Below are 22538 nucleotides of genomic sequence, written 5' to 3'. Positions count from 1 at the left end.
TCACTGTTTGATGGTCTGCATGACTGGGGAAGGGACGCCGTTGGCTTCCCCGGTCCAAATGTGGCCGGCGGAATGCGGCGGGGCTGTTCCCTCGCGCGCAGTGCCACGCGCGCGCACGCGAAGCGTGTGGCGATGATTACCAGGATGTAATGAAAACCAGAAGTTTCGCATGCGGCTCTGCGTAGCGCGCAACATCACGCAATTCTCGCGGGGAATTTATTGCGACAAGTTGCCGCGCCCGGAGAAGGTCATTTTGCAGAATCCGGCAATGTCGCTGGGCCTGCCCAAGAACAAGAGAAGGAAAGTAACGTCATGACGAAGTTACTCGGGGTTATCGCAATTGCCGCCGTCGCGTTCGTCGTCGCGCCGGCCCAGGCCGCCAAGCATGCCGCGGGCGGTTGCAGCTCGGCCAATCTGGAGAAGACGGAGACCGCGATCGAGAACATGGCCGACGGTGACGGCAAGCTCGTCGCGCAGAAGGAGATCGCTTCCGCGCAGGATTCGATGCTCAACGGCAAAATGGGTGCGTGCGGCACGCACCTGAACAAGGCGATGCACGCCACGATGGGCAAGTAAACGGGTAGGCAAACGCACGAGAGAGGGCCGGTCGCCAGGCGATCGGCCCTACGCTTTTGTTGATGGGCCTTTAAGGGGCGCGCGCCAGCTGGGTGGCGAAATAGGCGACGGTCTTGGAATAGACCTCGCTCTTGTTCCACTGCTTCAGCACCTCGAAATTCGGACTGCCGGGCTGCCAATCCTTGCCCTTCTGCCAGCCATAGCCGGCGAGATAATTGGCCGTGGAGGCGAGCACGTCGGGCGCGTTGTGCAAGAGGTCGCGCTTGCCGTTGCCGTCGAAATCGACGGCGTATTTCATCCAGGACGACGGCATGAACTGGGTCTGGCCGAGTTCGCCGGCCCAGGCGCCCTTCATCTCGGCCGGCGCGAGATCGCCGCGCTGGACGATGCGCAGCGCATCCAGCAGTTCGGCGCGAAACTGCTCGGCGCGCCGGCAGTCATAGGCCAGTGTTGCGAGCGAGCGGATCGTGGCGAATTTACCAGTGTTGACGCCGAAATCGGTCTCCAGGCCCCAGATCGCGACCAGGACCTCGCCGGGAACGCCGTAGGCCTGTTCGATGCGCGACAGCACGGAGCCGTATTGCTTCATCCTGTTGGAGCCGCGCTCCAGGCGTGGTGGCACCATGCGGCCGGAAAATTCCTCGAAGGTCTGGCTGAAGACCTTTTGCGAGCGGTCGCGGTTGAGCACGCTCTGATCGAGCGTCACGCCGGTGAGCCCCGATGCGATGGCCTGTTGTGAGATGCCCTTGGCCGCAGCGTCGGTTTTGAACTCCGCAAGCCAGGCATCGAAATTGCCCGAGCCGCAGGCAACCGCGGCGAACGCCGGCTGGGCGGACAGGATGGACGCGGAAAGGGCGAAAGCTGCGAGAGCGAGACGAGAAATCGTCGAGGTCATTCGAGGTAATGAATTCCGTGAGATGGTCGGCGCGCGCAATCTCGGTCGGAACCGCGGCCAAAGCAAGGCGTGCGATCCTGCCGAAGCATGGGCAGGATCGCATGTCACGAGATCGTCAGGCGTCGCTCTTGTTACGCCAGGGGAAGAGGTTGGCCGGGAAGTCGGCCGCCGGCTTGCGCGGACGATGCGGCGGGGGCGGCGCCGGACGTGCACCGGGCTCCGAGACGATCACCTTGCGGTAGAGATGCCAGGTGGCATGGCCGAGCAGGGGGATCACCACGGCAAGGCCGAGGAAGGCCGGGATCGTGCCGAGCGCGAGCAGCACTGCCACGATCACGCCCCAGGCGGCCATCGGCACCGGGTTCCTCGCGATCACGCGCAGCGAGGTGCTCATCGCCTCGAACGCGCCGGCATGGCGGTCCAGCATCAACGGGAACGACACGGCGCTGATGCAGAGCGCGGCGAGCGCGAACAGGAAGCCGGCGCCGCAGCCGACCACGATCAGCCACCAGCCCTGCTGCGTCGTCAGCACGCGCGTCGTGAAGTCCGAGATCCCGGTGACGCCCTCATAGCCGAACGCCGCGACATAGATCGCCTGCGCGGTCGCAACCCAGGTCACGAACAGAGCGAGCAGCAGTGCGCCGAGGCCGAGCATCGCCCCGAACGAAGGCGAGCGCAGTACCTCCATCGCATTCCAGGCGCTGGCTTCCTCATAGCGTTCACGCCGGCTGGAGAGCTCGTAGAGACCGAGCGCTGCGAAGGGGCCGATCAGCGCGAAGCCGGCGGCGAGCGGAAACAGCAGCGGCAGCACCGAATAGCCCATGACCATGCGGGCGAGCACGAGGCCGAGCACCGGATAGATCACGCAGAGGATGATGGCGTGGCTCGGCACGGCCTTGAAATCTTCCCAGCCGCGCCTGAGCGCATCCTGCAGGTCGGACAGCTGGATGGTTCGGATCACCGGTCCAGACGCATCCGTTGTCTGGACGATCGTGGGGACATTGCCCTGGTAGAGTGTGGCCATGGTCGCTAGCTCCCTTGCCGAGCGGCCGACTCCGGCGCCGGCAAACGGCGCGAGCGGCCGCCATTCTCTGAAGTCCCGCGATCCCGGCCAGACGCGAATTCCGGAAGGCATCGCGAGCTGAAGTCGAAGCGTACGCTGATTTCCGAGTCATGTCCCTCACGCTTGGGTGAGATTCGATGCCGCATCGCAACCTCGACGATGTCATTCGGCCGTCATTTCGCCGCAGATAAGCTGATGCTGGTTGATGGTTCGCAGAACGCGCGGGCGCAACGCAGGAACTTCGTCTATAAGTGCCACTCAAGGCCCTTCCAACGGATCCTTTTCGGGGAGCAGATATGAGTATTTTCGGGAAAATCATGAGCGCGATCTTTGGCAGCCAGCCGGCTTCCGCCGCGCCCGCCGGTGGCGCAGCGGCGCCCGCTGGAGCCGCGCCGGCACCGGGCGCCGCGCCCATGGCGGCGGTCGACGTGGCGGCAATCGTCGACAAGGCGGTGGCCGCGCACAAGGGCGAGAAGCTGGAATGGCGTACCTCGATCGTCGACCTCATGAAGGCGCTCGACATCGATTCCAGCCTCGCTGCGCGCAAGGACCTTGCCAAGGAACTCGGCTACACCGGTGACATGAACGACTCGGCCAGCATGAACGTCTGGCTGCACAAGCAGGTGATGTCCAAGCTCGCCGCCAATGGCGGCAAGCTGCCGTCGGAGATCAAGCACTGACCGATCGGTCGCTGAGAAGCGATCGCAAGGGCCCGCGCCTGTCGCGGGCCCTTTTTGCTTTCAGGCGACGAGATCCGCATCCTCCGGATGCTGCTCGAGATAGTCGACCACGAAGCCGCAGCCAGCGATCACCTTCTTGCCGTCGCGGCGGATGAGCTCCAGCGCGCCTTTCACCAGTTCGGAGCCGATGCCGCGACCGCGCAGCGCGTGCGGCGTCTCGGTGTGGGTGATGATGACCGCCGTCGGGGTCAGCCGGTAATTGGCGAAGGCGACGTCGCTGCCGACATCGAGCTCGAAGCGGCTCCTGTCCTTGTTGTCCCGTACCGTTGCCACCATGCAAGATCCTTCCGACGTGCTGCTTTGCTCTGATCTAGGCGCCTGAACCGGCCCTTGCCAAGGTGCGACCCAGCAAGGTTGCTGCAGGGGAGATATCCGCAAAATGCGTGTCCGGCTCGGTCTCATGGTGCTGCTCGCCGCGCTGACCGCGACGGCCTGCGGCTGAGGGCGGCCCGACCTAGGAGGCTTGCGTGGGGTCGACCAGCACGCCGGACCAGCGGGTCAAAGCTCGGAGCGCTGTAACAAGGCGGTCTGCTCAATCGGCTGCTTTGGCGAGCCTGGAATCTTCGGGCTGCTGCGGCGGGCGCAGGCATCCCTGGCAGATGACTAGGGAGCGGTTGACCCTGGCATCCTGCTCGGCCTCGCTGGCGTCCTGTGGTTGCCACCATTCCTTCGACTGGTTCTGAAGTTCGGCCTGTGATGTGTTGCGCTCGGATCGAGCGGCGGCGCGGGCTGGTCGTGAGGCTGCAAGCGGCCGATTGGGATCCACGCCCGCGCCATCCCAGGCATAGCGGCCGGGCTTGAAGGCCGCATCGGAGGCCAGATGCGCCTGCGGAGCCACGGCACATCCGGCGAGCGCCAGCGACAACAGGAGGAAGGCGGGCGCTTTGACCATGATGCGGCACTCTGTACGCGAGAACTGAGCGAGGGTGCGCCGATCATGTTTAAATTTCCCTGAACGATCGCGGCGGCGCCGGCGACAAACGCGCATGCGCTGTTTGATGTTTCTGCTCGCTCTGTTCGTCTCCGCTGCGCGCGCCGAGGATGCCAAGCCGTTCGATCCATCCGACTATCCGCCGGGCGTGCAGAAGGCGCTGCGCTGCGCCAACGACGAATGCACCGCCACGACGGCGACGAGGTGATCTTTGCGCCCGACACGGTACGCAGGATCGATCTCACCGGTGACGGCGGCGACGATTACATCGTCGATTTCAGCGAGACCAAATGCGGTGATCGCGAGACGACCTATTGCGGCCCGGATCGCGCATGACCTTGCGGCGCACGATCGTGGCCTCGCGCTGTCGAGCCATGACCAGTCGTCACTTCACATGGACCTCCCGTTCGAGCCGTTCCTGAGCAATGTGCACGACAATTGTCCTCAGGTGTACTATCGCACCGAAAACATCGTCACCCGTCTGGACAAATCGGGTCATGACTACAAGATCGCCGAGGGTGCACGAAACTTTCAGGATCGTTACAGGCCAACTGGCAACGTGACGATCACGGGTGACATTCCATTCTCAAGCGTGCACGCTTGCCTGACAGCCACGCGAAACTTCATCACCGCCGTCGAGCATCGGGGCTACGGGGGCTACAGCTTCTGGTGCATGGACGAGGCGCTCCAGGAGCTGTGGCCGCTTCTCGAAGATCTCCCGCCCGCCGTTAGCTGATCGCGAGAACTGGCGTCACGACGACACGGGATCGAGATGTTCCCCGCCGTGACGCTCGGCGAGCAGCTCCTTCACCTTTTCGATGAACTTGTTCTTCACGACGGTTCTTCCCGGGCAGGCGTGCGTCGTCAACGGGTCTTCCTTATGGACTTTCATCGTATCCGGATCGAGGCCGAGCACCGCGGACATCGTCGCGACCGCTGCGACGGCGTTCCTTTGAACGCGCAATCCACGACCGGAATTGAATTCATCGCGGTCGTAATCGCCGAGCATTTCAAATCCCAGGGCAGTCTTGTTATAGGAGGGAGAATGGACGCCTGACATGGTCAGGGGAGTGAACACCCAGATCTGCCTATCGTCGATGAAAAGATGCGGACCGGCTTTCCAGTGCTGCTGATCTCTGTAAAAACCCTCCAGGTTTAGAATGTGCTGTTTCGTAAACCCATTGGGCCGCTGCGCGAGTGTTGGCACCGCCGTGTTGTGAACAACAATGAATGCAGGCCGCCATCCGGACCATCGCAGAGCGTGCGCGTAGCTGTCGAACTCATCTGCAGTATAGGCGGTACCAACTATTCCCTTCCATTCCACCATGACCTTCTCCCAAAAAAACGTTTGAAAAAATTTCAGTCGCAATGCGTGCCGGACGGGCCCGCTCTCTTCGAAGCGCCGGGAGGTCCGGGCGGTCTGGCAACTTAAAATGGTAGAGCGAAAACTGTCGCGTTGCAAGAAACATGGGCGCTGCTGCCACGCCTCGTTCCGGCAGCACAGCGAGATATGCGGGTGATTGAGAGCAGCTGAGGTTTGATGTCGAAGCTGCCTTGCAGCGGCGCGGGCGATGGCGATAAATGGGCTGCAATGAGCCGGCGGCCAGCGCGCCGTCCGCCCCCGAAGAGGAATCCCCATGCAGCCCCTGCGCATGTCCCGCCGCGTCATGAATCTCGCTTACATGCTGACCCAGAATGCGCGGCGGCATGGCGCGCGTCCCGGTTTCGTCTGGGGTGACATATCCTGGAGTTGGCGCCAGATCGATGCGCAGGTCTCGGCGTTGGCGGCGGCGCTCGCCGCGCGCGGCATCGCCAAGGGCGATCGCATCCTGGTCCATTCCAAGAATGGCGACGAGATGTTTGTCTCGATGTTCGCTGCGTTCCGGCTCGGCGCGGTCTGGGTGCCTACCAATTTCCGCCTGATGCCGGACGAGGTCACCTATCTCGCGCAAGCTTCCGGCGCGAAGGCGTTCCTGTGCCATGTCGATTTCCCCGAGCACGCAGCGGCCGTGAAGGGCGGCGCGCTGGAGTTCACCTGGAGCGTCGACGGCAAGGCTGCGTTCGGCGAGACGTCGGTTGCCGATGCCATTGCCTCGCAGGCCGGCGCCAATTTCGCGAACGTCGCCGTCGAACACGACGATCCCTGCTGGTTCTTCTTCACCTCGGGCACGACAGGCCGCTCCAAGGCCGCGGTGCTGACCCACGGCCAGATGGGCTTTGTGATCACCAACCATCTCGCCGATCTGACCCCCGGCGTCACCGAGAATGACGCCTCGCTGGTGGTGGCGCCGCTGTCGCATGGCGCCGGCGTGCATCAGCTGATGCAGACCGCGCGCGGCGTCTGCACCGTTTTGTTGCCGACCGAGAAGTTCGACATCAACGAGGCGTTCCGCCTGATCGAGACGCATCGGGTCGCCAATCTCTTCACGGTGCCGACGATCCTGAAGATGATGGTCGAGCATCCCGCCGTCGACAAATACGATCACTCCTCGCTGCGTCACGTGATCTATGCGGGCGCGCCGATGTATCGCGAGGACCAGAAGACCGCGCTGAAAAAACTCGGCAAGGTCATCGTGCAGTATTTCGGCCTCGGCGAAGTCACCGGCAACATCACCGTGCTGCCGGCGGCGCTGCACGATCCCGAGGACGGCCCGCACGCGAAGATTGGCACCTGCGGCTTCGAGCGTACCGGCATGCAGGTCTCGATCCAGGACGACGAGGGCCGCGAGCTCGCGGCCAACCAGAGCGGCGAGATCTGCGTGATCGGGCCGGCGGTGCTCGCAGGCTATTACGACAATCCCGAAGCCAACGCGAAGGCGTTCCGCAACGGCTGGTTCCGCACCGGCGATCTCGGCCACATGGACGAGGAGGGGTTCGTCTACATCACGGGACGTGCTTCCGACATGTACATCTCCGGGGGCTCCAACATCTATCCGCGCGAGATCGAGGAGAAGATCCTGACGCATCCCGCGGTAGGTGAGGTCGCCGTGCTCGGCGTGCCCGATGCGACCTGGGGCGAGGTCGGCGTCGCCGTGTGCGTGGCGCGCGAGGGCGAGAAGGCGGTGAGCGAGGCGGAGATGGCCGCGTTCCTGTCGCCGAAGGTACCGCGCTACAAGATGCCAAAGCGCTTCTTCTTCTGGGAGGCCCTGCCGAAGTCGGGCTATGGCAAGATCCCGAAACGCATGGTGCGCGACGAACTCGAGGCGCGCGGGCTGCTCGATCTCGACACGATGAAGACTGGCTGAGTGCAGGCGATGCGGAGTATCAAGCAGCCGGGCGCGCCCATCGCGGAACGCATCCAATGGGTGGAGGCGAGGGGACGTGCCTTCTCGTTCACGCTTCAGGCAGGTCGGCCGCTGCTGGAAGCCGCGCGGCGCGGCTTTGCGGCGGAGGGTTTTTCCGGCGGCGTGCTCAACTTCCGGAGCGGCGCGCTCGGGCCGTTCGCCTATGTCATGCCGGCGCTGTCGAAGGACGGCGAGAACGCGGCGTTCTACAGCGACACGTACCGGCCCGGCGGCGTGACGCGCACCAAGCTCGGCAGCATGACGTTCGGCACGCGCAACGGTGCGCCGTTCTTTCACTGCCATGGGTTGTGGATTGAGGCGGACGGCAAGGCGAGCGGCGGTCACATGCTGCCGGACGAGACTGTCGTCGCCGAACCGTTCGAGGTCGAGGCCTTCGGCCTCGATGGCGCGATGTTCACCGCCGAGTCCGACCCCGAGACCAACTTCAAGCTGTTCGGGCCGGTGGCGGCTGCGCGCACCGGCGCGCGCACCACGAGCCGGGCCTTCGCGCTGCGGCTGCGTCCCAATCAGGACTTTGCCTTCTGCCTCGAAGCCTTCTGCCGCGCGCACGGTATCGCGCGCGCGAAGATCCATGGCGGCGTCGGCTCGACCATCGGCGCCCGCTTCACCCATGGCGGCGTGACCGAGCCGTTTGCGACCGAGCTTGCGGTGACGGCCGGGCTGGTCGCGCCCGGGCCCTCCAGCGCACTCGAAGCTGCGCTCGACGTCGCACTGATCGACTACACCGGCGGCCTCGCCGAGGGGCGCCTGGTTCGCGGCGACAATCCCGTGCTGATGACCATGGAGCTGGTGCTGGAGGCGCAGGACTAGGCTGCGCTCGAGGCTTGCGCCGGGCGTATCCCGCCGGTTGCACACCGTCATTGTTCCCGTTATGTTCCGGGCCGGGATGCTTGTGACGGAACGGACGGAGAAGCGGCTATGAGCCGGAGAGGTCATCGTACCATCAACCTGCCGGCGCCATATCTGAAGCGGGTCTGGCTCGACCCGTTGCAGGTCGGGGATCGCGCGGCCTATCCGTTTTGCCTGCCGATCTTGCCGGACGATTTCGAGCTCTGCTTCGACAGCGCCATCACGATCATCGTCGGAGAGAATGGCACCGGGAAGTCGACCATCCTCGAGGGCATCGCAGCGCTCGCCGGCTACGACGATGCCGGGGGTGGCAAGGGCTATAGGCCGGTCGACCACTCCGAGGCGCGCGAGAAGATGGGCGGCCAACTCGCCAAGGCGCTGCGCGCGAGCTGGCTGCCGAAGATCACCAACGGCTGGTTCTTCCGCGCCGAGAGCTTCTTCTCGGTGGCGCGGTATCTGGACAAGGCCGCACGTGATGCCGGCCAGGACGGTCCCGATTTTCTCTCGCATTCGCACGGCGAAGGCTTCCTGCGCTTTTTCGAGGAACGCTGCCAGCGGCAGGGCATCTTCATCTTCGACGAGCCGGAATCCGCGCTGTCGCCGGCGCGCCAGATCGAGTTCCTGAAGCTGCTGCGACGCATGGACGACTCCAGCATCTGCCAAGTCATCATGGCGACCCATTCGCCGATGCTGATGGCCTATCCCAACGCGCAGCTGCTTCGGCTTGGGAAATACGGCCTGGAGCCAACGACGGTGGAAGAAACGGATCATTACCGGCTGATGCGCGAATTTTGCACGGACCCGCGCGGGTTCGTCGAGGCGACGTTGGCGGAATGAGACCCGGTCAATTGCAGTTCACCGGTTTTCGTAGTCTGTTATTGCCATGATCAGATCCTGGCGGAATGCGGCTAGCCGCAAGGTCTGGGATGGCGAACGTCCGAACCAGTTTCGCGGACTCGATTTCGAGGCGGCGGCTGATCTGTTGCTAGCGTTGGATGTCGCAAAATCGCTTGGCGACCTGAGCCCGTTGAAGAGCGTCGGGTTGCACAAGGGCGATCGCAAAGGGCAATGGGCGATGACGGTCAACGAGCGCTGGCGCATCTGCTTCGAGTTCAGCAAAGGCGATGCCCCAGGTTGAAATTGTCGATTATCATAAGGGCTGAAATCCATGCCTCCTCTGGTGCATCCAGGACGTTTGCTCAAGCGCGAAATGACGGCGCGTGGACTTAGCGCCAATAGGCTTTCGCTCGACATCGGCGTTCCCTCGGGGCGGGTGACCGATATCTTGAACGGGCGGCGCGGTATCTCGGCTGATACGGCGGTGCGTCTCGGTCGCTACTTTGGCAACAGTCCTCAGTTCTGGCTGGACTTGCAGGGGCAATATGACATCGGCGTTGTTGAACGGGAAAAGGGCGCGGAGATCGCTCGACGCGTAAGGCCGGCCGACGCTGCCTGACGGAGTATTGGTCCACGATTGCACCGGATTCGCCTTCAGACGGCGCAAGACGCACTTTCTCCTCCTCGCGGCCTGTTCCGCCCGAGCTTTGCTGTCGTCATCGCCCTCAAAGGTGCCGAGGGCGCAGGGAAGGCCGGGTGCCGGCTGGCACCCGCGGTCCGCTGTGCGCAAATGCACAAAAAACAGATGCACAGCGGCATACAGGTGAAGCCAAACATCCGGCCTTCCCTGCGCAGTGGGTTTACGGCTTATGTCGTGCTCTCCCCGGGGAGCGTTGCACTATTGCCCCCGTCGCCTTGCAGATGGCTGACGCGTGCGCCCGGTTGGACGACACCCATCACCACAAGACTTGGCGCACAGACCCCCGGGCGCCAGGACCACACGATTTTGCCGTACGCAGGCTGCACCGGTCGTGTGCGCGATAGGTCGCTGCTCACGGTGTGACCCGCCCTGCAAACACCCTTCGCGCCGACGCAGCCTGCGTCCACCACGTCCCATCCCGCGTTCGTGACGATCGCGATACGCCCCTCGGCCCGGGACGGGATGGGTGTCGTATACGATAATCCGAAATTCTGATAAAGAGAAATATTTTCGGTTGGCGGCGTTGACCCCGCCATGGGTGTTTTGCCCGCCGGGCCTCGCAACGGGTTGTGGGTAGGCGGAAATCGCCGCCGCAACCACGCCACGAACCGGTCTCCCCTCGGCCCCAAAATGCGCTAGGATGACCGCAGCGCGCATTCAAGTCGCGCACGATCAACGAGACGTATGAGGAAACGAGATGAGGGTGACGATTGGACGACGCATGGCCGTGGCTGCGGTGCTGGCTACCGCGGGAGCGGCGGCTTTGACGGTGGCGTTTGCGCCGGCTTTTTCACCGGCGGCTTGGGCGCATGGGCCGACCCGGCAGAAGGTGCGGGAATCCATCGAGATCAACGCGCCGCAGGACAAGGTGTGGGCAGCGATCCGTAACTTCCAGGACATGAGCTGGCTTCCACCCGTCACCAAGACCACGGGCGAGAAGGGCAACGAAGTCGGCGCGACGCGGACGCTGACGCTGCAGGGCGGCGCGACCGTCGAGGAGGAGCTCTACAAATACGAGCCCGACATGCTGAGCTATTCGTACCGGATCACCAAGGTCGACGTGAAGGTGCTGCCGGTCACCAATTATTCCTCGACGCTGACGGTGTCGCCGGCTTCCGACGGCAAGTCGAAGCTGGAATGGGCCGGCGCGTTCTACCGCGGCTTTCCCAACAACGATCCACCGCCGGAACTGAACGACGAAGCCGCCAAAACGGCAGTGAGCGGGCTCTACAAGACCGGCCTCGAGGCGCTGAAGAAGAAGATCGAGAGCGGCAGCTGACCGTGCGGGCGCAGGCGTTGCGGGCGCTGGTTCTGGCGGCGCTCGCCGCCGGCCTTTGCAATGCCGGCCCCGGCGGCGCGCGCGCCGAGGAGGCGTTCGTCACCAACCAGCTCAGCGACGATCTGATGGTGGTGGATCTCGGCACTCTGCGCAGCGTCGCGACCATCCAGATCGGCGGCAAGCCCGCCGGAATCGCCGTCAGCGCGGACGGGCGCTTTGCCTATGTGACGAGCCCGGACGCCAAGGCGGTGACGGTGGTGGACGCCGCGAGCCGGCAGGTCGCGGGGCGGATCGAGGTGGGCGGCGGGCCGCTCGGCATTGCCGTGGCGCCCGACAGCAAGACCGTCTATGTCGCCGACTGGTATGCGGCGGCGGTGCGCGTGATCGACGCCGCGAGCCGCAGCGTCACCGCCAGCATCGCGGTCGGCGCCTCGCCGTCCGGCCTTGCGGTGACGCCCGACGGCAAGCTGTTGCTCTCGGCGGACCGCGACGACGACAGCGTTTCGGTCGTGGACACGACGTCGCGCCAGCGCAAGGCGACCATCAAGGTCGGCACCCGCCCATTCGGCGTCACCATCGATGCCGAAGGAAAACGCGCCTACACCGCCAATGTCGGCTCCGACGACGTCTCGGTGATCGACATTGCGGCGGGCCGCGAGATCGCCCGTGTGAAGGTGGGCATGCGGCCCTATGCGGTGGCGCTGACGATGGGCCGCGGCTTCGTCACCGACCAATATGGCGGCACCGTCAGCGTGTTCGACCTGGCGAGCCTGAAGCCGGTCAAGCGCATCAATGTCGGCGACTATCCCGAAGGCATCGCGGCCACCGCCGACGGCAAGCGCGTCATCGTGGCGTGCTGGGAGAGCAACACGCTCAGCATCATCGATGCAGACGAGTTGAAGGTGATCGGCGAGATCAAGACAGGGGATGGCCCAAGGGCGTTCGGTGCGTTTTTGCGCAGGACCGAGTAGGGGGTCTTCTTCGTAGCCCGCATGAGCGACGCGACATGCGGGCAACGCCATCCTCATCCGCCGACGGTCCCGGATATCGCTACGCTCATCCGGGCTACGGCACTACGGCACCGGGACAAAGCGTCGATGCAATCTTATCCATCCGCTCAAACACATGATCCGGCCCCAGCGCCCGCAGAGCCACTGGGGCCGCATAGCCCCAGCACACGGCGCCGCAGGCGATTCCCACCGCGCGTGCCGCCTCGATGTCGCGCACCTCGTCGCCGATCGCGATGACCTTGTCCGGCGCGATGCCGGAACGGCGGATGACCCGGCGGAATTTCGCGGGCTTGCCGAATACCGACGCCGCGCAATCGAAATACGCAAACAGCGCGGCGCTCGGCCCAAGCTTCTCGCGCGCATTGGCTTCGCTGTCGGACGTCACCAGCGCGAGCCGCACGCCGTCCTCGGCCAGCGTCCGCAGCATCGTCTCGACGCCCGCAAACAGCGAAATCTCGGAAGCCGCCTCCGCCTTCAGCCGCCGCGCATGCCGCGCGATCGCCGGCAGCTTCCACAAGGGCACTTCGAGGCGTCTGAGGATCTCCCGCGTCGACGCATGCCGCAGTCCCTCGATGTCCTCATCGGCGACGCGGCGGAAGCCGAAGCGATCGGCGATGTCGTTGATGGTGCGCAGGAACCAGGGAAAGCTGTCGGCGAGCGTGCCGTCGAGATCGAAGATGGCGAGGGCGAGAGAAGTCAGAACTTGAGTCTCCTTGAAAAGACCGAGAGCATTGATATAAATGATCAATTATTGATTGCATTCAAATTGGTGGCGGTTTTGATGGCTAAGAAAGTTAAAGCAAGAAGGCGGTCCACCAAACTGCCGCGATTGCGGATATTCATTAGCCATAGCGATCGTGATAAATCGGCCGTCGACAAAATCTCTCAACGTCTTCGTGGCGCAGGATATGCCACTTGGGACAATCGTTTCCAGCTCAAGATGGGTGACAATTTCCAGCGTAAGATCTTAGAAGAGTTGGAAGAATCAAATGTGCTTCTGATCATTGTTAGCAAGAACTCATTTCGATCTGCACTTGCTCAGCAAGAATTCGCAACAATCGTATTGCAACAGGAAATCACGAACGGGTCTCGTCGGATTATTCCGATAAAGATTGATGAAGTTTCTGTGCCGAATTATTTGGCGCATCTACAATACTTAGATTTTTCGCAAGACTTCGACGCAGGATTGGAAAGACTCGTCGCAGACCTTCGAACGACAAAGATGGCGTTGATCGGCAGATCGCAGACGACTGCCGCTCCGAGCGGGGATAGTATCGATACACAAATTCGAGCGCTTCACGAAGCTTTGCAGCGCGGTCGCCTCACGCTGGTTTGTGGAGCTGGAATTTCAGTCAAAGCGGGAATTCCTTCTTGGGGCGAACTTTTGGTCCGTTTGTTGGATCGGATGATGGAAAAGCTCTCGAAGAACCTTTCGATGGAGATCGGGAAAAACACCGCTATCGAATTCCAAAGGGTCTATGGAAGATCGTCGTCTCTCATACTAGGAAAATATCTGAAGAACAATTTGGGCGATGATTTTACTAGCGAAACACGTGATGCGCTTTACGCGGCCGATACCGGCAATTCCGATCTCATCGATAGTATTGTCAAGCTGACGCGTCCTCAACGTGACGCGAAAGCATTAGACTCAATCATAACGTTTAACTTTGATTGCCTTGTCGAGGAAGCGTTGGAGAAGCACGCAATTGCAAATCGGCCGATCTACTCTGAAGCCATTAGACATGACGGCAACGAGATTCCAATTTATCATGTTCACGGATATTTGCCGCGTTATGGCGAAATACCTAAAACTGAGCTCGTTTTTAGTGAGGACGCCTATCACAGCCAGTTCATTGAAGCATTCAGTTGGTCGAACTTGATCCAGTTGACAAAATTGACTCAAAACACCTGCCTGTTCCTTGGAATTAGTTTGACCGATCCTAATATGCGCCGGCTCTTGGATGTCGCTTGGCGCAAGAATCCCGACAAGGTTATGTCGCACTTCATCATCAAGAAGAGCCCGGAGCACCCAAAGGATTCTTCGCTGGAGCGAGTATCAAAGCTCCTGGAGGAGCAGGATGCCAACGCTCTTGGATTAAACATCCTCTGGGTCGACTCCTTTGACGATATCCCGGGCTTGTTGAGCCGCATCTCCTGAGGCGACGAGCGTTGAATGGTAAGGCGCCATGGACGGTTAGATGGAAAATACTACTCCGCCGCCTCGCTCGTCCGCCCGCGCTTCGGCTTCCTTGCCTTCTTCAGCACCGGCGCCAAAAACTTCCCCGTGTAGCTCCGCGGCGCCTTCGCGATGTCTTCCGGCGGGCCCCAGGCGACGATTTCGCCGCCGCCGTCGCCGCCTTCGGGGCCGAGGTCGATGACCCAGTCGGCGGTCTTGATGACTTCGAGATTGTGCTCGATGACCACGACCGTGTTGCCCTGCGCGACCAGCTCGTGCAGCACCTCCAAGAGCTTCTTGACGTCGTGGAAATGAAGGCCGGTGGTCGGCTCGTCCAGGATGTAGAGCGTGCGGCCGGTGGCGCGCTTGGACAGTTCCTTGGCGAGCTTGACACGCTGGGCTTCGCCGCCTGACAGCGTCGTGGCCTGCTGGCCGACATGGATGTAGTCGAGGCCGACCCGGTGCAAGGTCTGGAACGTCTCGCGCACGCGCGGGACCGCCTTGAAGAACTCGGCGGCTTCCTCGACGGTCATGTCGAGCACGTCGGCGATGGACTTGCCCTTGAACAGCACCTCCAGCGTCTCGCGGTTGTAGCGCTTGCCCTTGCAGACGTCGCAGGTGACGTAGACGTCGGGCAGGAAGTGCATCTCGATCTTGATGACGCCGTCGCCCTGGCAGGCTTCGCAGCGGCCGCCCTTGACGTTGAAGGAGAAGCGGCCGGGTTCGTAGCCGCGCGCCTTGGACTCGGGCAGGCCGGCGAACCATTCGCGGATCGGCGTGAAGGCGCCGGTATAGGTCGCAGGGTTCGAACGCGGCGTGCGGCCGATCGGCGACTGGTCGATGTCGATGATCTTGTCGATGTGCTCGAGGCCCTCGATGCGGTCGTGCGGGGCGGCGCCCTCGCTGGCATTGTTCAGCTTGCGCGCGATCGCCTTGTAGAGCGTGTCGATCAGCAGCGTCGACTTGCCGCCGCCGGACACGCCGGTGACGGCGGTGAACAGGCCGAGCGGAATTTCGGCGGTGACGTTCTTGAGATTGTTACCGCGCGCGTTCACCACCTTGATGGTGCGGCGATGGTTCGGCGGGCGCCGCTCCGGCACCTCGACCTCGAGCTCGCCGGTCAGGTACTTGCCGGTCAGCGATTTCGGGTTGCGCATGATCTCGGCGGGCGTGCCTTCGGCGATGATGTTGCCGCCATGCATGCCGGCGCCGGGGCCGATGTCGAGCACGTGGTCGGCGAGCAGAATGGCGTCCTCGTCATGCTCGACCACGATCACGGTGTTGCCGAGGTCGCGCAGCCGCTTCAGCGTGTCGAGCAGCCGGGCATTGTCGCGCTGGTGCAGGCCGATCGAGGGCTCGTCCAGCACGTAGAGCACGCCTGTCAGCCCCGAGCCGATCTGCGAGGCCAGGCGGATGCGCTGGCTCTCGCCGCCGGACAGCGTGCCGGAGGAGCGGGACAGCGTGAGGTAGTTGAGGCCGACGTCGAGCAGGAAGGTGAGGCGCTCGCGGATCTCCTTCAGGATGCGTCCGGCGATCTCGTTCTGCTGCGTGTTCAGCGCCTCCGGCACGGTCTCGAACCATGCGCCGGCGCCCTTCACGGACATCTCCGAGATCTCGCCGATATGCTTGCCGCCGATCTTGACGCTGAGCGCCTCGGGCTTGAGCCGGAAACCGTGGCACGCCTCGCAGGGTACATCGTGGAAGTACTTTGCGAGCTCCTCGCGGGCCCACTCGCTTTCCGTTTCGCGATAGCGGCGGTTGATGTTGGTGATGACGCCTTCGAACGGCTTCTTGGTGTCGTAGGAGCGCACCCCGTCCTCGTAGGAGAACTTGATCTCGTCCTCGCCGGAGCCGTGGAGGATCGCGTTTTGCGTCTTTTTGGAAAGGTCCTTCCACTTGGTGGTCAGCGTGAACTTGTAATGCTTGCCGAGCGCAGTCAGCGTCTGCACGTAATAGGGCGACGACGATTTCGCCCAGGGCGCGATCGCGCCCTTGCCGATGGCAGCCTCCTTGTCGGGGATGACGAGGTCCTCGTCGACATGCTGCTCGACTCCGAGGCCGCCGCAGGCCGGACAGGCGCCGTAGGGATTGTTGAACGAGAACAGGCGCGGCTCGATCTCCGGAATGGTGAAACCGGACACGGGGCAGGCGAACTTTTCCGAGAACAGGATGCGCTCGGGGCCGCTCTTGTCGTGTATCTTGGCGGTCTTCTTCTTTTCCTTCTCTTCCGCGGGCGCCGTCGCCGGCGCGTCGGCGAACTCGACGACGGCGAGGCCTTCGGCGAGCTTCAGCGCGGTCTCGAAGCTTTCGGCGAGGCGCTGGCCGATGTCGGCGCGCACCACGATGCGGTCGACCACGACGTCAATGTCATGCGGGAATTTCTTATCGAGCGTCGGCGCTTCCGCCAGCTCATGGAAGGTGCCGTCGATCTTGACGCGCTGGAAGCCCTTCTTGAGCCATTCGGCGAGCTCCTTGCGGTACTCGCCCTTGCGGCCGCGCACGACGGGTGCGAGCAGATAAAGGCGCGTGCCTTCAGGCAGCGCCAGCACGCGGTCGACCATCTGCGAGACAGTCTGGCTCTCGATCGGCAGGCCCGTGGCGGGCGAATAGGGCACGCCGACGCGCGCCCAGAGCAGGCGCATGTAGTCGTAGATTTCGGTGACGGTGCCGACGGTCGAGCGGGGATTCTTCGATGTCGTCTTCTGCTCGATCGAGATCGCCGGCGACAGGCCGTCGATCTGGTCGACGTCGGGCTTCTGCATCATCTCGAGGAACTGGCGCGCATAGGCCGACAGCGATTCGACGTAGCGGCGCTGGCCCTCGGCATAGATGGTGTCGAAGGCGAGCGAGGATTTGCCGGAGCCGGAGAGACCGGTGAACACCACCAGCTTGTCGCGGGGAATCTCGACGTCGATGTTCTTGAGGTTGTGCTCGCGCGCGCCACGGATCGTAATTGCGTGCCGGCTGGAGCCCGCGTTCTGCTGTTGGCGCTTCGCCTTGATCACTTCATCCATCCGAGTTGCCCCTAGGGAATCCCACGGGTGCGCGACCGCGCCAGTAATGAAGGCGCGCTTCGCCCGGAACCGGGATCGGCGCCGATGGGGTTGCCAGCGAACGTAGGAAGAACGGAGACGGATTTCCAGTGGCAGTTGCGAATCGTCAACGGATTGTTGGCGCGCTGGCGGCATCTGGCAGCAGGTGGCTTTGCGGAACGGCGCGGCAAGCGTACCCGCCAAACAAAAAGGCCGGCACGAGGCCGGCCTTTCGTAACGCGTTGGCGTTGAAGCGTAGCTTAGTACTTGGCGACGACCGGGGCGCCGAAGTGATAGTTCACGCCGAGCTGCACGGTGTGGAAGTTGAGCGTGCCGCTGTTGATGGGCGCGCCGAGGCCGGAGAAGTAGGTCTCGCCGCCGAGGCTGCGATAGAGGTACTCGCCCTTGACCGACCACTGCGGAGCGATGAACGCCTCGACGCCCGCACCGACGGTCCAGCCCGAGTGGAACTTGCTGTCGGAGACGGTCACGCCGAGCGCGCTGACGCTGAGCTTGTTGTCGATCCAGGCGTAACCACCGGTGCCGTAGAATAGCACGTTGTTGACAGCCCAGCCGATGCGGCCGCGGACGGTGCCGAGCGCGTCGGTCTTCGACGACACGGTGATGCCGAGAGCGGTCGCGGAAGCACTGACGTCAGCCCAAGCAGCATCGGCCTCGAGGCCGAACACCACGTTGCCGGTCTGCCAGTTGTAGCCGGCGGTGCCGCCGACGAAGCCACCCTGCATCTTCGGGTCGCCTGACGAGGCTTCCCAGGCGCCGCCACCGACGACACCGAGATAGAACCCGGTCCAGTTGTAGACCGAAGCCATCGGGGCGATCGGAGCCTTGGTGTAGGGGCGGGCTGCGAGATCGGCGGCCGAGGCCGGAGCAGCGAGAGCGAACAAACAGGCCGAAGCCAACAAAACCTTTTTCATCTTACTTAATCCCAGTCCCAGTTTCTGTTGTTGCCTTCCTTGACCGGAAGGGCAGCGGACTCGATGGCCCAACTGGTGCTGTGCTTACACCACTGAAGCCGCAAGTTGTGTCTCCAGAAAGCCACAGTTGCGCGAAAGGTGATGGTTACTGACTCATTGCTTCGAGTGTCGGGCGTCGCGGGCCTGGTTCCAATTTCGGAACAGTATCAGAGCGATACATGCTGTGATCGGCGGGCCGTGCGCGGCTCCAACGGAGTTCGCTCGCCCGGTCGAACGCGACGCCGGTGAGGACACCACCGCTCCGCTGGCGGCCACGGACGGTTGCACCGTCAGCCCTCCATCGTATTTCCGAGAAGAACAAATCTGGAACACGACGAAGGTCGGTGCTATATGTGGGGATAACCTTGGGGGTGCCGGGCTGAGTGGCGCCTGCAAGCGTATAGGGTCGCCTCAACAGGCGCAGAGAACGCGGGCAGCGCGCTCGGCCCTATGAAATTCAGTGGCATTCGGATTGGAGAGCGGCGATGGCGGGAAGCGTCAACAAGGTCATTCTGGTTGGAAATCTCGGCAAGGATCCTGAAATCCGCCGCACCCAGGACGGGCGGCCGATTGCGAACCTGAGCATCGCAACGTCGGAGACCTGGCGCGACAAGAACAGCGGCGAGCGCAAGGAAAAGACCGAGTGGCACCGCGTCGTGATCTTCTCTGAGCCGCTTTGCAAGATCGTCGAACAGTACCTGAAGAAGGGCGCCAAGGTTTACATCGAGGGCGCGCTCCAGACCCGCAAGTACACCGACCAGAGCGGCGTCGAGAAGTATTCGACCGAGATCGTGCTCCAGGGCTTCAACTCGACGCTGACGATGCTCGACGGCCGCAGCGGCGGCGGCGGAGGCGGCAGCTTCGGCGACGAGCCGAGCGGCGATTTCGGCTCTTCCGGACCGGTCAGCAGCGCACCGCGCCGTCCCGTGGCCGCCGGCGGCGGTGGCCGCAACAGCGACATGGACGACGATATCCCGTTCTGAGCAAGGACGGGACTTTAGGGGACGCTCGCGGGCTCAGCGGCGGCGCCTCCCATTTCATGTCAGCAAATCGTACTAATCGACAGGACGGGCTCGGGATTTCCGGGCCCGCTTCATGTGTGGGTTGAACTCGGATTCCGCCGGCGCAAATCCGCCCATGAAGCGCGCTTGCCGCGCGATCGACGAGGTCTCGAAGGCGATTTCGGAAGGCCTGTTCCGGGCTTGTCAAAAATGCTCCCTGCAGCGCCGTAAGCTATTGGAAAAATGAGCGGAAAAAGCGCTTCCCAAGACCCCCGCGAGGGTGGTTATCAGGGGGGCGATGCGCTATATGATTCCCAGATAAAACCTCACCGGATTTCCCCTTGGCTGACGACGACGACAAGCCCGGCGACCAGCCGGCGCAACCCTCGGATATTCGCCCCGTCTCCATCTTCGAGGAGATGAAGAAGTCCTATCTCGACTACGCCATGAGCGTGATCGTGGCGCGGGCGCTGCCTGATGCCCGTGACGGCCTCAAGCCGGTGCACCGCCGCATCCTGTTCTCGATGAACGAGCAGGGGCACACGCCCGACAAGAAGTACGTCAAATCCGCCCGCGTGGTCGGTGACGTCATCGGTAAGTATCACCCGCACGGCGACCAGTCGATCTACGACGCCATGGTCCGCATGGCGCAGGACTTCTCGATGCGTGTGCCGCTGATCGACGGCCAGGGCAATTTCGGCTCGGTTGATGGCGATCCTCCGGCTGCCTATCGTTACACCGAAGCGCGCCTGACCAAGGCCGCGCTGGCGCTGCTGGCCGACATCGACAAGGACACGGTCGACTTCCAGCCGAACTACGACAACAACGAGACCGAACCTTCGGTCTTGCCGGCCAAGTTCCCCAACCTCCTCGTCAACGGCGCCGGCGGCATCGCGGTCGGCATGGCCACCAACATCCCGCCGCACAATCTCGGCGAGGTCATCGACGCCTGCGTCGCGCTGATCGACAATCCCGCGCTCACCATCGACGAACTCATCAACATCGTGCCGGGACCGGATTTCCCGACCGGCGGCGTCATTCTCGGACGTGCGGGCATCCGCGCCGCCTATCACCTCGGCCGCGGCTCGGTCGTCATGCGTGGCAAGGTCGCGATCGAGACCATCCGCAAGGAGCGCGAGGCGATCATCATCACCGAGATCCCCTATCAGGTGAACAAGGCGACGATGGTCGAGCGCATCGCCGAGCTGGTCAAGGAAAAGAAGATCGAGGGCATCGGTGACCTCCGCGACGAATCCGACCGCGACGGCTACCGCGTCGTCATCGAATTGAAGCGCGACGCGGTGCCGGATGTTGTGCTGAACCAGCTGTACCGGTTCACGCCACTGCAGACGAGCTTCGGCGTCAACATGGTCGCGCTCGACAGCGGCCGTCCGCGGATCATGCATCTGAAGGACCTGCTGGCGATCTTCGTCGACTTCCGTGAGCGGGTCGTCACGCGGCGCACCAAGTACCTGCTCGCCAAGGCGCGCGACCGCGCCCATATTTTGGTGGGTCTGGCGATCGCGGTGGCCAATATCGACGAGATGATCCGCGTGATCCGGACCTCGCCGGACCCGACCACCGCGCGCGACACCCTGATGTCGCGCGACTGGCCGGCCCGGGACGTCGAGGACATGCTGACGCTGATCGACGATCCGCGTCACCGCATCAGCGCGGATGGCACCATCCGGCTGTCGATGGAGCAGGCGAGGGCCATTCTCGACCTGCGCCTGCAGCGCCTCACCGCACTCGGCCGCGACGAAATTCGCGAAGAGCTCGACAAGCTCGCCGGCGAGATCGCCGATTATCTCGATATCCTTCGCTCGCGCGAGCGCGTGCTCGGCATCATCAAGACCGAGCTTGCCGAGGTGAAGGCCGAGTTCGCGACCCCGCGGCGCACGGTGATCATCGAGCAGGAAGGCGAGGTCGAGGACGAGGACCTGATCCAGCGCGAGGACATGGTCGTCACCGTGTCCCACGCCGGCTACGTCAAGCGCGTGCCGCTGTCGGCCTACCGGGCGCAGCGCCGCGGCGGCAAGGGCCGCGCCGGCATGCAGACCCGCGACGAGGATTTCGTCTCGCGCCTGTTCGTGGCCTCCACGCACACGCCGGTGCTGTTCTTCTCCTCGCGCGGCCAGGTCTACAAGGAGAAGGTCTGGCGCCTGCCGATGGCCGCGCCGAACGCGCGCGGCAAGGCGCTGATCAACATCCTGCCGCTGGAGCAGGGCGAGCGCATCACCACCATCATGCCGCTGCCGGAGGACGAATCCACCTGGGCCAACCTCGACGTGATGTTCGCCACCACGGGCGGCAATGTCCGCCGCAACAAGCTGTCCGACTTCGTCGACGTCCGCCGCTCCGGCATCATCGCGATGAAGCTCGACGAGAATGAAGCGATCGTGGACGTGCAGATCTGCACCGAGCACGACGACGTGCTGCTCACCGGAGCCGGCGGCCAGTGCATCCGCTTCCCCGTCACCGACGTTCGCGTGTTCACCGGGCGCACCTCGATGGGCGTGCGCGGCATCGCGCTGGGCGAAGGCGACAAGGTGATCTCGCTGGCGATCCTGCGCCACGTCGAGACGTCCTCGGACGAACGCTCGGCCTATTTGAAGATGCGCCGTGCGGTCGCCGGCGAAGCCGCGGCCGAGGAGCCGGTTGCGGAGGCCGAGGCCGAGGAGACGACCTCCGGCAGCTTCCAGCTTCCGCCGGAGCGCTATGTCGAGATGTCGGCGGCCGAGCAGGTCGTGCTCACCGTCTCCGTCAACGGCTACGGCAAGCGGACCTCGTCCTACGAATACCGCACCACCGGCCGCGGCGGCAAAGGCATCGTCGCCATGAGCGTCAACAACCGCAACGGCAACCTCGTCGCGTCGTTCCCCGTCGAGGACGCCGATCAGATCATGCTGGTCACCGACAAGGGCCAATTAATCCGCTGCCCGGTCGAAGGCATCCGCATCGCCGGCCGCTCGACGCAAGGCGTGATCGTGTTCGACACCGCCGAGGACGAGCACGTGGTGTCGGTCGAGCACATCACCGAAGAGGCTGAGAGCGGGAACGGCGCGAATGGTGAGGGAAACGGGGAGTGACGCGTCACTGCTGTAGCCCGGATGAGCGGCGATATCCGGGACACATTTCCCCGTATGGCGCTCCGCTCATGCGGGCTACGC

The 22538-nt window shown here is 63.3% G+C and carries 23 protein-coding genes; 15 read left to right on the top strand and 8 right to left on the bottom strand.

Features of this window, described 5'->3' with window-relative positions; genetic code table 11:
- Positions 1–312: 312 nt before the first annotated feature.
- Positions 313–576 carry a hypothetical protein gene (locus CIT39_RS18340; protein ID WP_094977813.1) on the top strand — a complete coding sequence of 88 codons (264 nt, stop codon included), beginning with the start codon at positions 313–315 and terminating at the stop codon, positions 574–576.
- Positions 577–646: 70 nt separating this feature from the next.
- Here the strand turns inward: CIT39_RS18340 and CIT39_RS18335 are convergent, their stop codons facing one another.
- Positions 647–1471 carry a lytic murein transglycosylase gene (locus CIT39_RS18335; RefSeq protein ID WP_094977814.1) on the bottom strand — a complete coding sequence of 275 codons (825 nt, stop codon included), beginning with the start codon at positions 1469–1471 and terminating at the stop codon, positions 647–649.
- Between the two features lie 115 nt (positions 1472–1586).
- The gene (locus tag CIT39_RS18330) at positions 1587–2495 is read right to left on the bottom strand and encodes a DUF2189 domain-containing protein (RefSeq protein ID WP_094977815.1); all 909 of its coding nucleotides are present in this window, start codon (positions 2493–2495) and stop codon (positions 1587–1589) included.
- Positions 2496–2830: 335 nt separating this feature from the next.
- Between CIT39_RS18330 and CIT39_RS18325 the strand changes: the two genes are divergently transcribed.
- Positions 2831–3214: a DUF3597 domain-containing protein gene (locus CIT39_RS18325; RefSeq protein ID WP_162308564.1), complete on the top strand. Its 384-nt coding sequence runs from the start codon at positions 2831–2833 to the stop codon at positions 3212–3214.
- Between the two features lie 60 nt (positions 3215–3274).
- Here the strand turns inward: CIT39_RS18325 and CIT39_RS18320 are convergent, their stop codons facing one another.
- Together CIT39_RS18320 and CIT39_RS18315 are read right to left on the bottom strand one after the other, a co-directional pair.
- A complete protein-coding gene (locus tag CIT39_RS18320; protein WP_094977817.1) occupies positions 3275–3550 on the bottom strand; it encodes a GNAT family N-acetyltransferase in 276 nt (91 codons plus the stop codon).
- Between the two features lie 256 nt (positions 3551–3806).
- Positions 3807–4166: a hypothetical protein gene (locus tag CIT39_RS18315; RefSeq protein ID WP_094977818.1), complete on the bottom strand. Its 360-nt coding sequence runs from the start codon at positions 4164–4166 to the stop codon at positions 3807–3809.
- A 106-nt stretch (positions 4167–4272) separates the two neighbouring features.
- On the opposite strand from CIT39_RS18315, the gene CIT39_RS18310 reads away from it, so the two are divergent.
- Genes CIT39_RS18310 through CIT39_RS18300 form a run of 3 tightly spaced genes read left to right on the top strand, consistent with a single transcriptional unit; the run spans position 4273 to position 4941 of the window.
- On the top strand, positions 4273–4413 hold the full coding sequence (locus tag CIT39_RS18310) for a hypothetical protein (RefSeq protein WP_162308563.1): 141 nt from the start codon (positions 4273–4275) through the stop codon (positions 4411–4413).
- Positions 4386–4541 carry a hypothetical protein gene (locus CIT39_RS18305; RefSeq protein ID WP_162308562.1) on the top strand — a complete coding sequence of 52 codons (156 nt, stop codon included), beginning with the start codon at positions 4386–4388 and terminating at the stop codon, positions 4539–4541. Before CIT39_RS18310 ends, CIT39_RS18305 begins: the two co-directional genes overlap by 28 nt.
- 58 nt (positions 4542–4599) lie before the next feature.
- Complete coding sequence (locus CIT39_RS18300) at positions 4600–4941, top strand: hypothetical protein (RefSeq protein WP_094977819.1); 342 nt, start codon at positions 4600–4602, stop codon at positions 4939–4941.
- Positions 4942–4956: 15 nt separating this feature from the next.
- Here CIT39_RS18300 and CIT39_RS18295 read toward each other — a convergent pair whose 3' ends face one another.
- Positions 4957–5844 (bottom strand): N-acetylmuramoyl-L-alanine amidase, encoded by an 888-nt coding sequence (locus CIT39_RS18295; RefSeq protein WP_162308561.1) that lies wholly within the window; start codon positions 5842–5844, stop codon positions 4957–4959.
- Here CIT39_RS18295 and CIT39_RS18290 point away from each other — a divergent pair.
- From CIT39_RS18290 to CIT39_RS18260, 7 genes are all read left to right on the top strand, one after another.
- Positions 5843–7450, top strand: coding sequence for an acyl-CoA synthetase (locus CIT39_RS18290; RefSeq protein ID WP_094977820.1), 1608 nt, complete (start codon positions 5843–5845; stop codon positions 7448–7450). The two genes, CIT39_RS18295 and CIT39_RS18290, sit on opposite strands and share 2 nt — an antisense overlap.
- Before the next feature lie 9 nt (positions 7451–7459).
- The gene (locus CIT39_RS18285) at positions 7460–8320 is read left to right on the top strand and encodes a PCC domain-containing protein (protein ID WP_094977880.1); all 861 of its coding nucleotides are present in this window, start codon (positions 7460–7462) and stop codon (positions 8318–8320) included.
- 108 nt (positions 8321–8428) lie between these two features.
- A complete protein-coding gene (locus CIT39_RS18280) occupies positions 8429–9196 on the top strand; it encodes an AAA family ATPase (protein ID WP_094977821.1) in 768 nt (255 codons plus the stop codon).
- A 46-nt stretch (positions 9197–9242) separates the two neighbouring features.
- On the top strand, positions 9243–9497 hold the full coding sequence (locus tag CIT39_RS18275) for a type II toxin-antitoxin system RelE/ParE family toxin (protein WP_244607603.1): 255 nt from the start codon (positions 9243–9245) through the stop codon (positions 9495–9497).
- Between the two features lie 30 nt (positions 9498–9527).
- Positions 9528–9815 (top strand): HigA family addiction module antitoxin, encoded by a 288-nt coding sequence (locus CIT39_RS18270; protein ID WP_094977822.1) that lies wholly within the window; start codon positions 9528–9530, stop codon positions 9813–9815.
- A 778-nt stretch (positions 9816–10593) separates the two neighbouring features.
- Positions 10594–11175 (top strand): SRPBCC family protein, encoded by a 582-nt coding sequence (locus CIT39_RS18265; protein WP_094977823.1) that lies wholly within the window; start codon positions 10594–10596, stop codon positions 11173–11175.
- A gap of 17 nt (positions 11176–11192) precedes the next feature.
- Complete coding sequence (locus tag CIT39_RS18260; protein WP_094977881.1) at positions 11193–12146, top strand: YVTN family beta-propeller repeat protein; 954 nt, start codon at positions 11193–11195, stop codon at positions 12144–12146.
- A 94-nt stretch (positions 12147–12240) separates the two neighbouring features.
- On the opposite strand, the gene CIT39_RS18255 is transcribed toward CIT39_RS18260, so the two are convergent.
- On the bottom strand, positions 12241–12930 hold the full coding sequence (locus CIT39_RS18255; protein ID WP_244607627.1) for an HAD family hydrolase: 690 nt from the start codon (positions 12928–12930) through the stop codon (positions 12241–12243).
- Between the two features lie 36 nt (positions 12931–12966).
- Here CIT39_RS18255 and CIT39_RS18250 point away from each other — a divergent pair, with 36 nt between their 5' ends.
- Positions 12967–14343 (top strand): TIR domain-containing protein, encoded by a 1377-nt coding sequence (locus CIT39_RS18250; RefSeq protein ID WP_202975557.1) that lies wholly within the window; start codon positions 12967–12969, stop codon positions 14341–14343.
- Positions 14344–14393: 50 nt separating this feature from the next.
- On the opposite strand, the gene uvrA is transcribed toward CIT39_RS18250, so the two are convergent.
- Together uvrA and CIT39_RS18240 are read right to left on the bottom strand one after the other, a co-directional pair.
- The gene (gene uvrA / locus CIT39_RS18245; RefSeq protein WP_094974052.1) at positions 14394–17375 is read right to left on the bottom strand and encodes an excinuclease ABC subunit UvrA; all 2982 of its coding nucleotides are present in this window, start codon (positions 17373–17375) and stop codon (positions 14394–14396) included.
- A 278-nt stretch (positions 17376–17653) separates the two neighbouring features.
- The gene (locus CIT39_RS18240) at positions 17654–18328 is read right to left on the bottom strand and encodes an outer membrane protein (RefSeq protein WP_094974051.1); all 675 of its coding nucleotides are present in this window, start codon (positions 18326–18328) and stop codon (positions 17654–17656) included.
- A 524-nt stretch (positions 18329–18852) separates the two neighbouring features.
- Between CIT39_RS18240 and CIT39_RS18235 the strand changes: the two genes are divergently transcribed.
- Positions 18853–19350 (top strand): single-stranded DNA-binding protein, encoded by a 498-nt coding sequence (locus CIT39_RS18235; protein WP_094974050.1) that lies wholly within the window; start codon positions 18853–18855, stop codon positions 19348–19350.
- A gap of 359 nt (positions 19351–19709) precedes the next feature.
- On the top strand, positions 19710–22457 hold the full coding sequence (gene gyrA / locus CIT39_RS18230; RefSeq protein ID WP_094974049.1) for a DNA gyrase subunit A: 2748 nt from the start codon (positions 19710–19712) through the stop codon (positions 22455–22457).
- The last annotated feature ends 81 nt before the right edge of the window (positions 22458–22538 follow it).

The organism is Bradyrhizobium symbiodeficiens (assembly GCF_002266465.3).
In the GTDB taxonomy this organism is placed as follows: domain Bacteria; phylum Pseudomonadota; class Alphaproteobacteria; order Rhizobiales; family Xanthobacteraceae; genus Bradyrhizobium; species Bradyrhizobium symbiodeficiens.
Note: the sequence above shows the minus strand (reverse complement) of the source record. Positions and strands in the feature narration are given on the sequence as shown.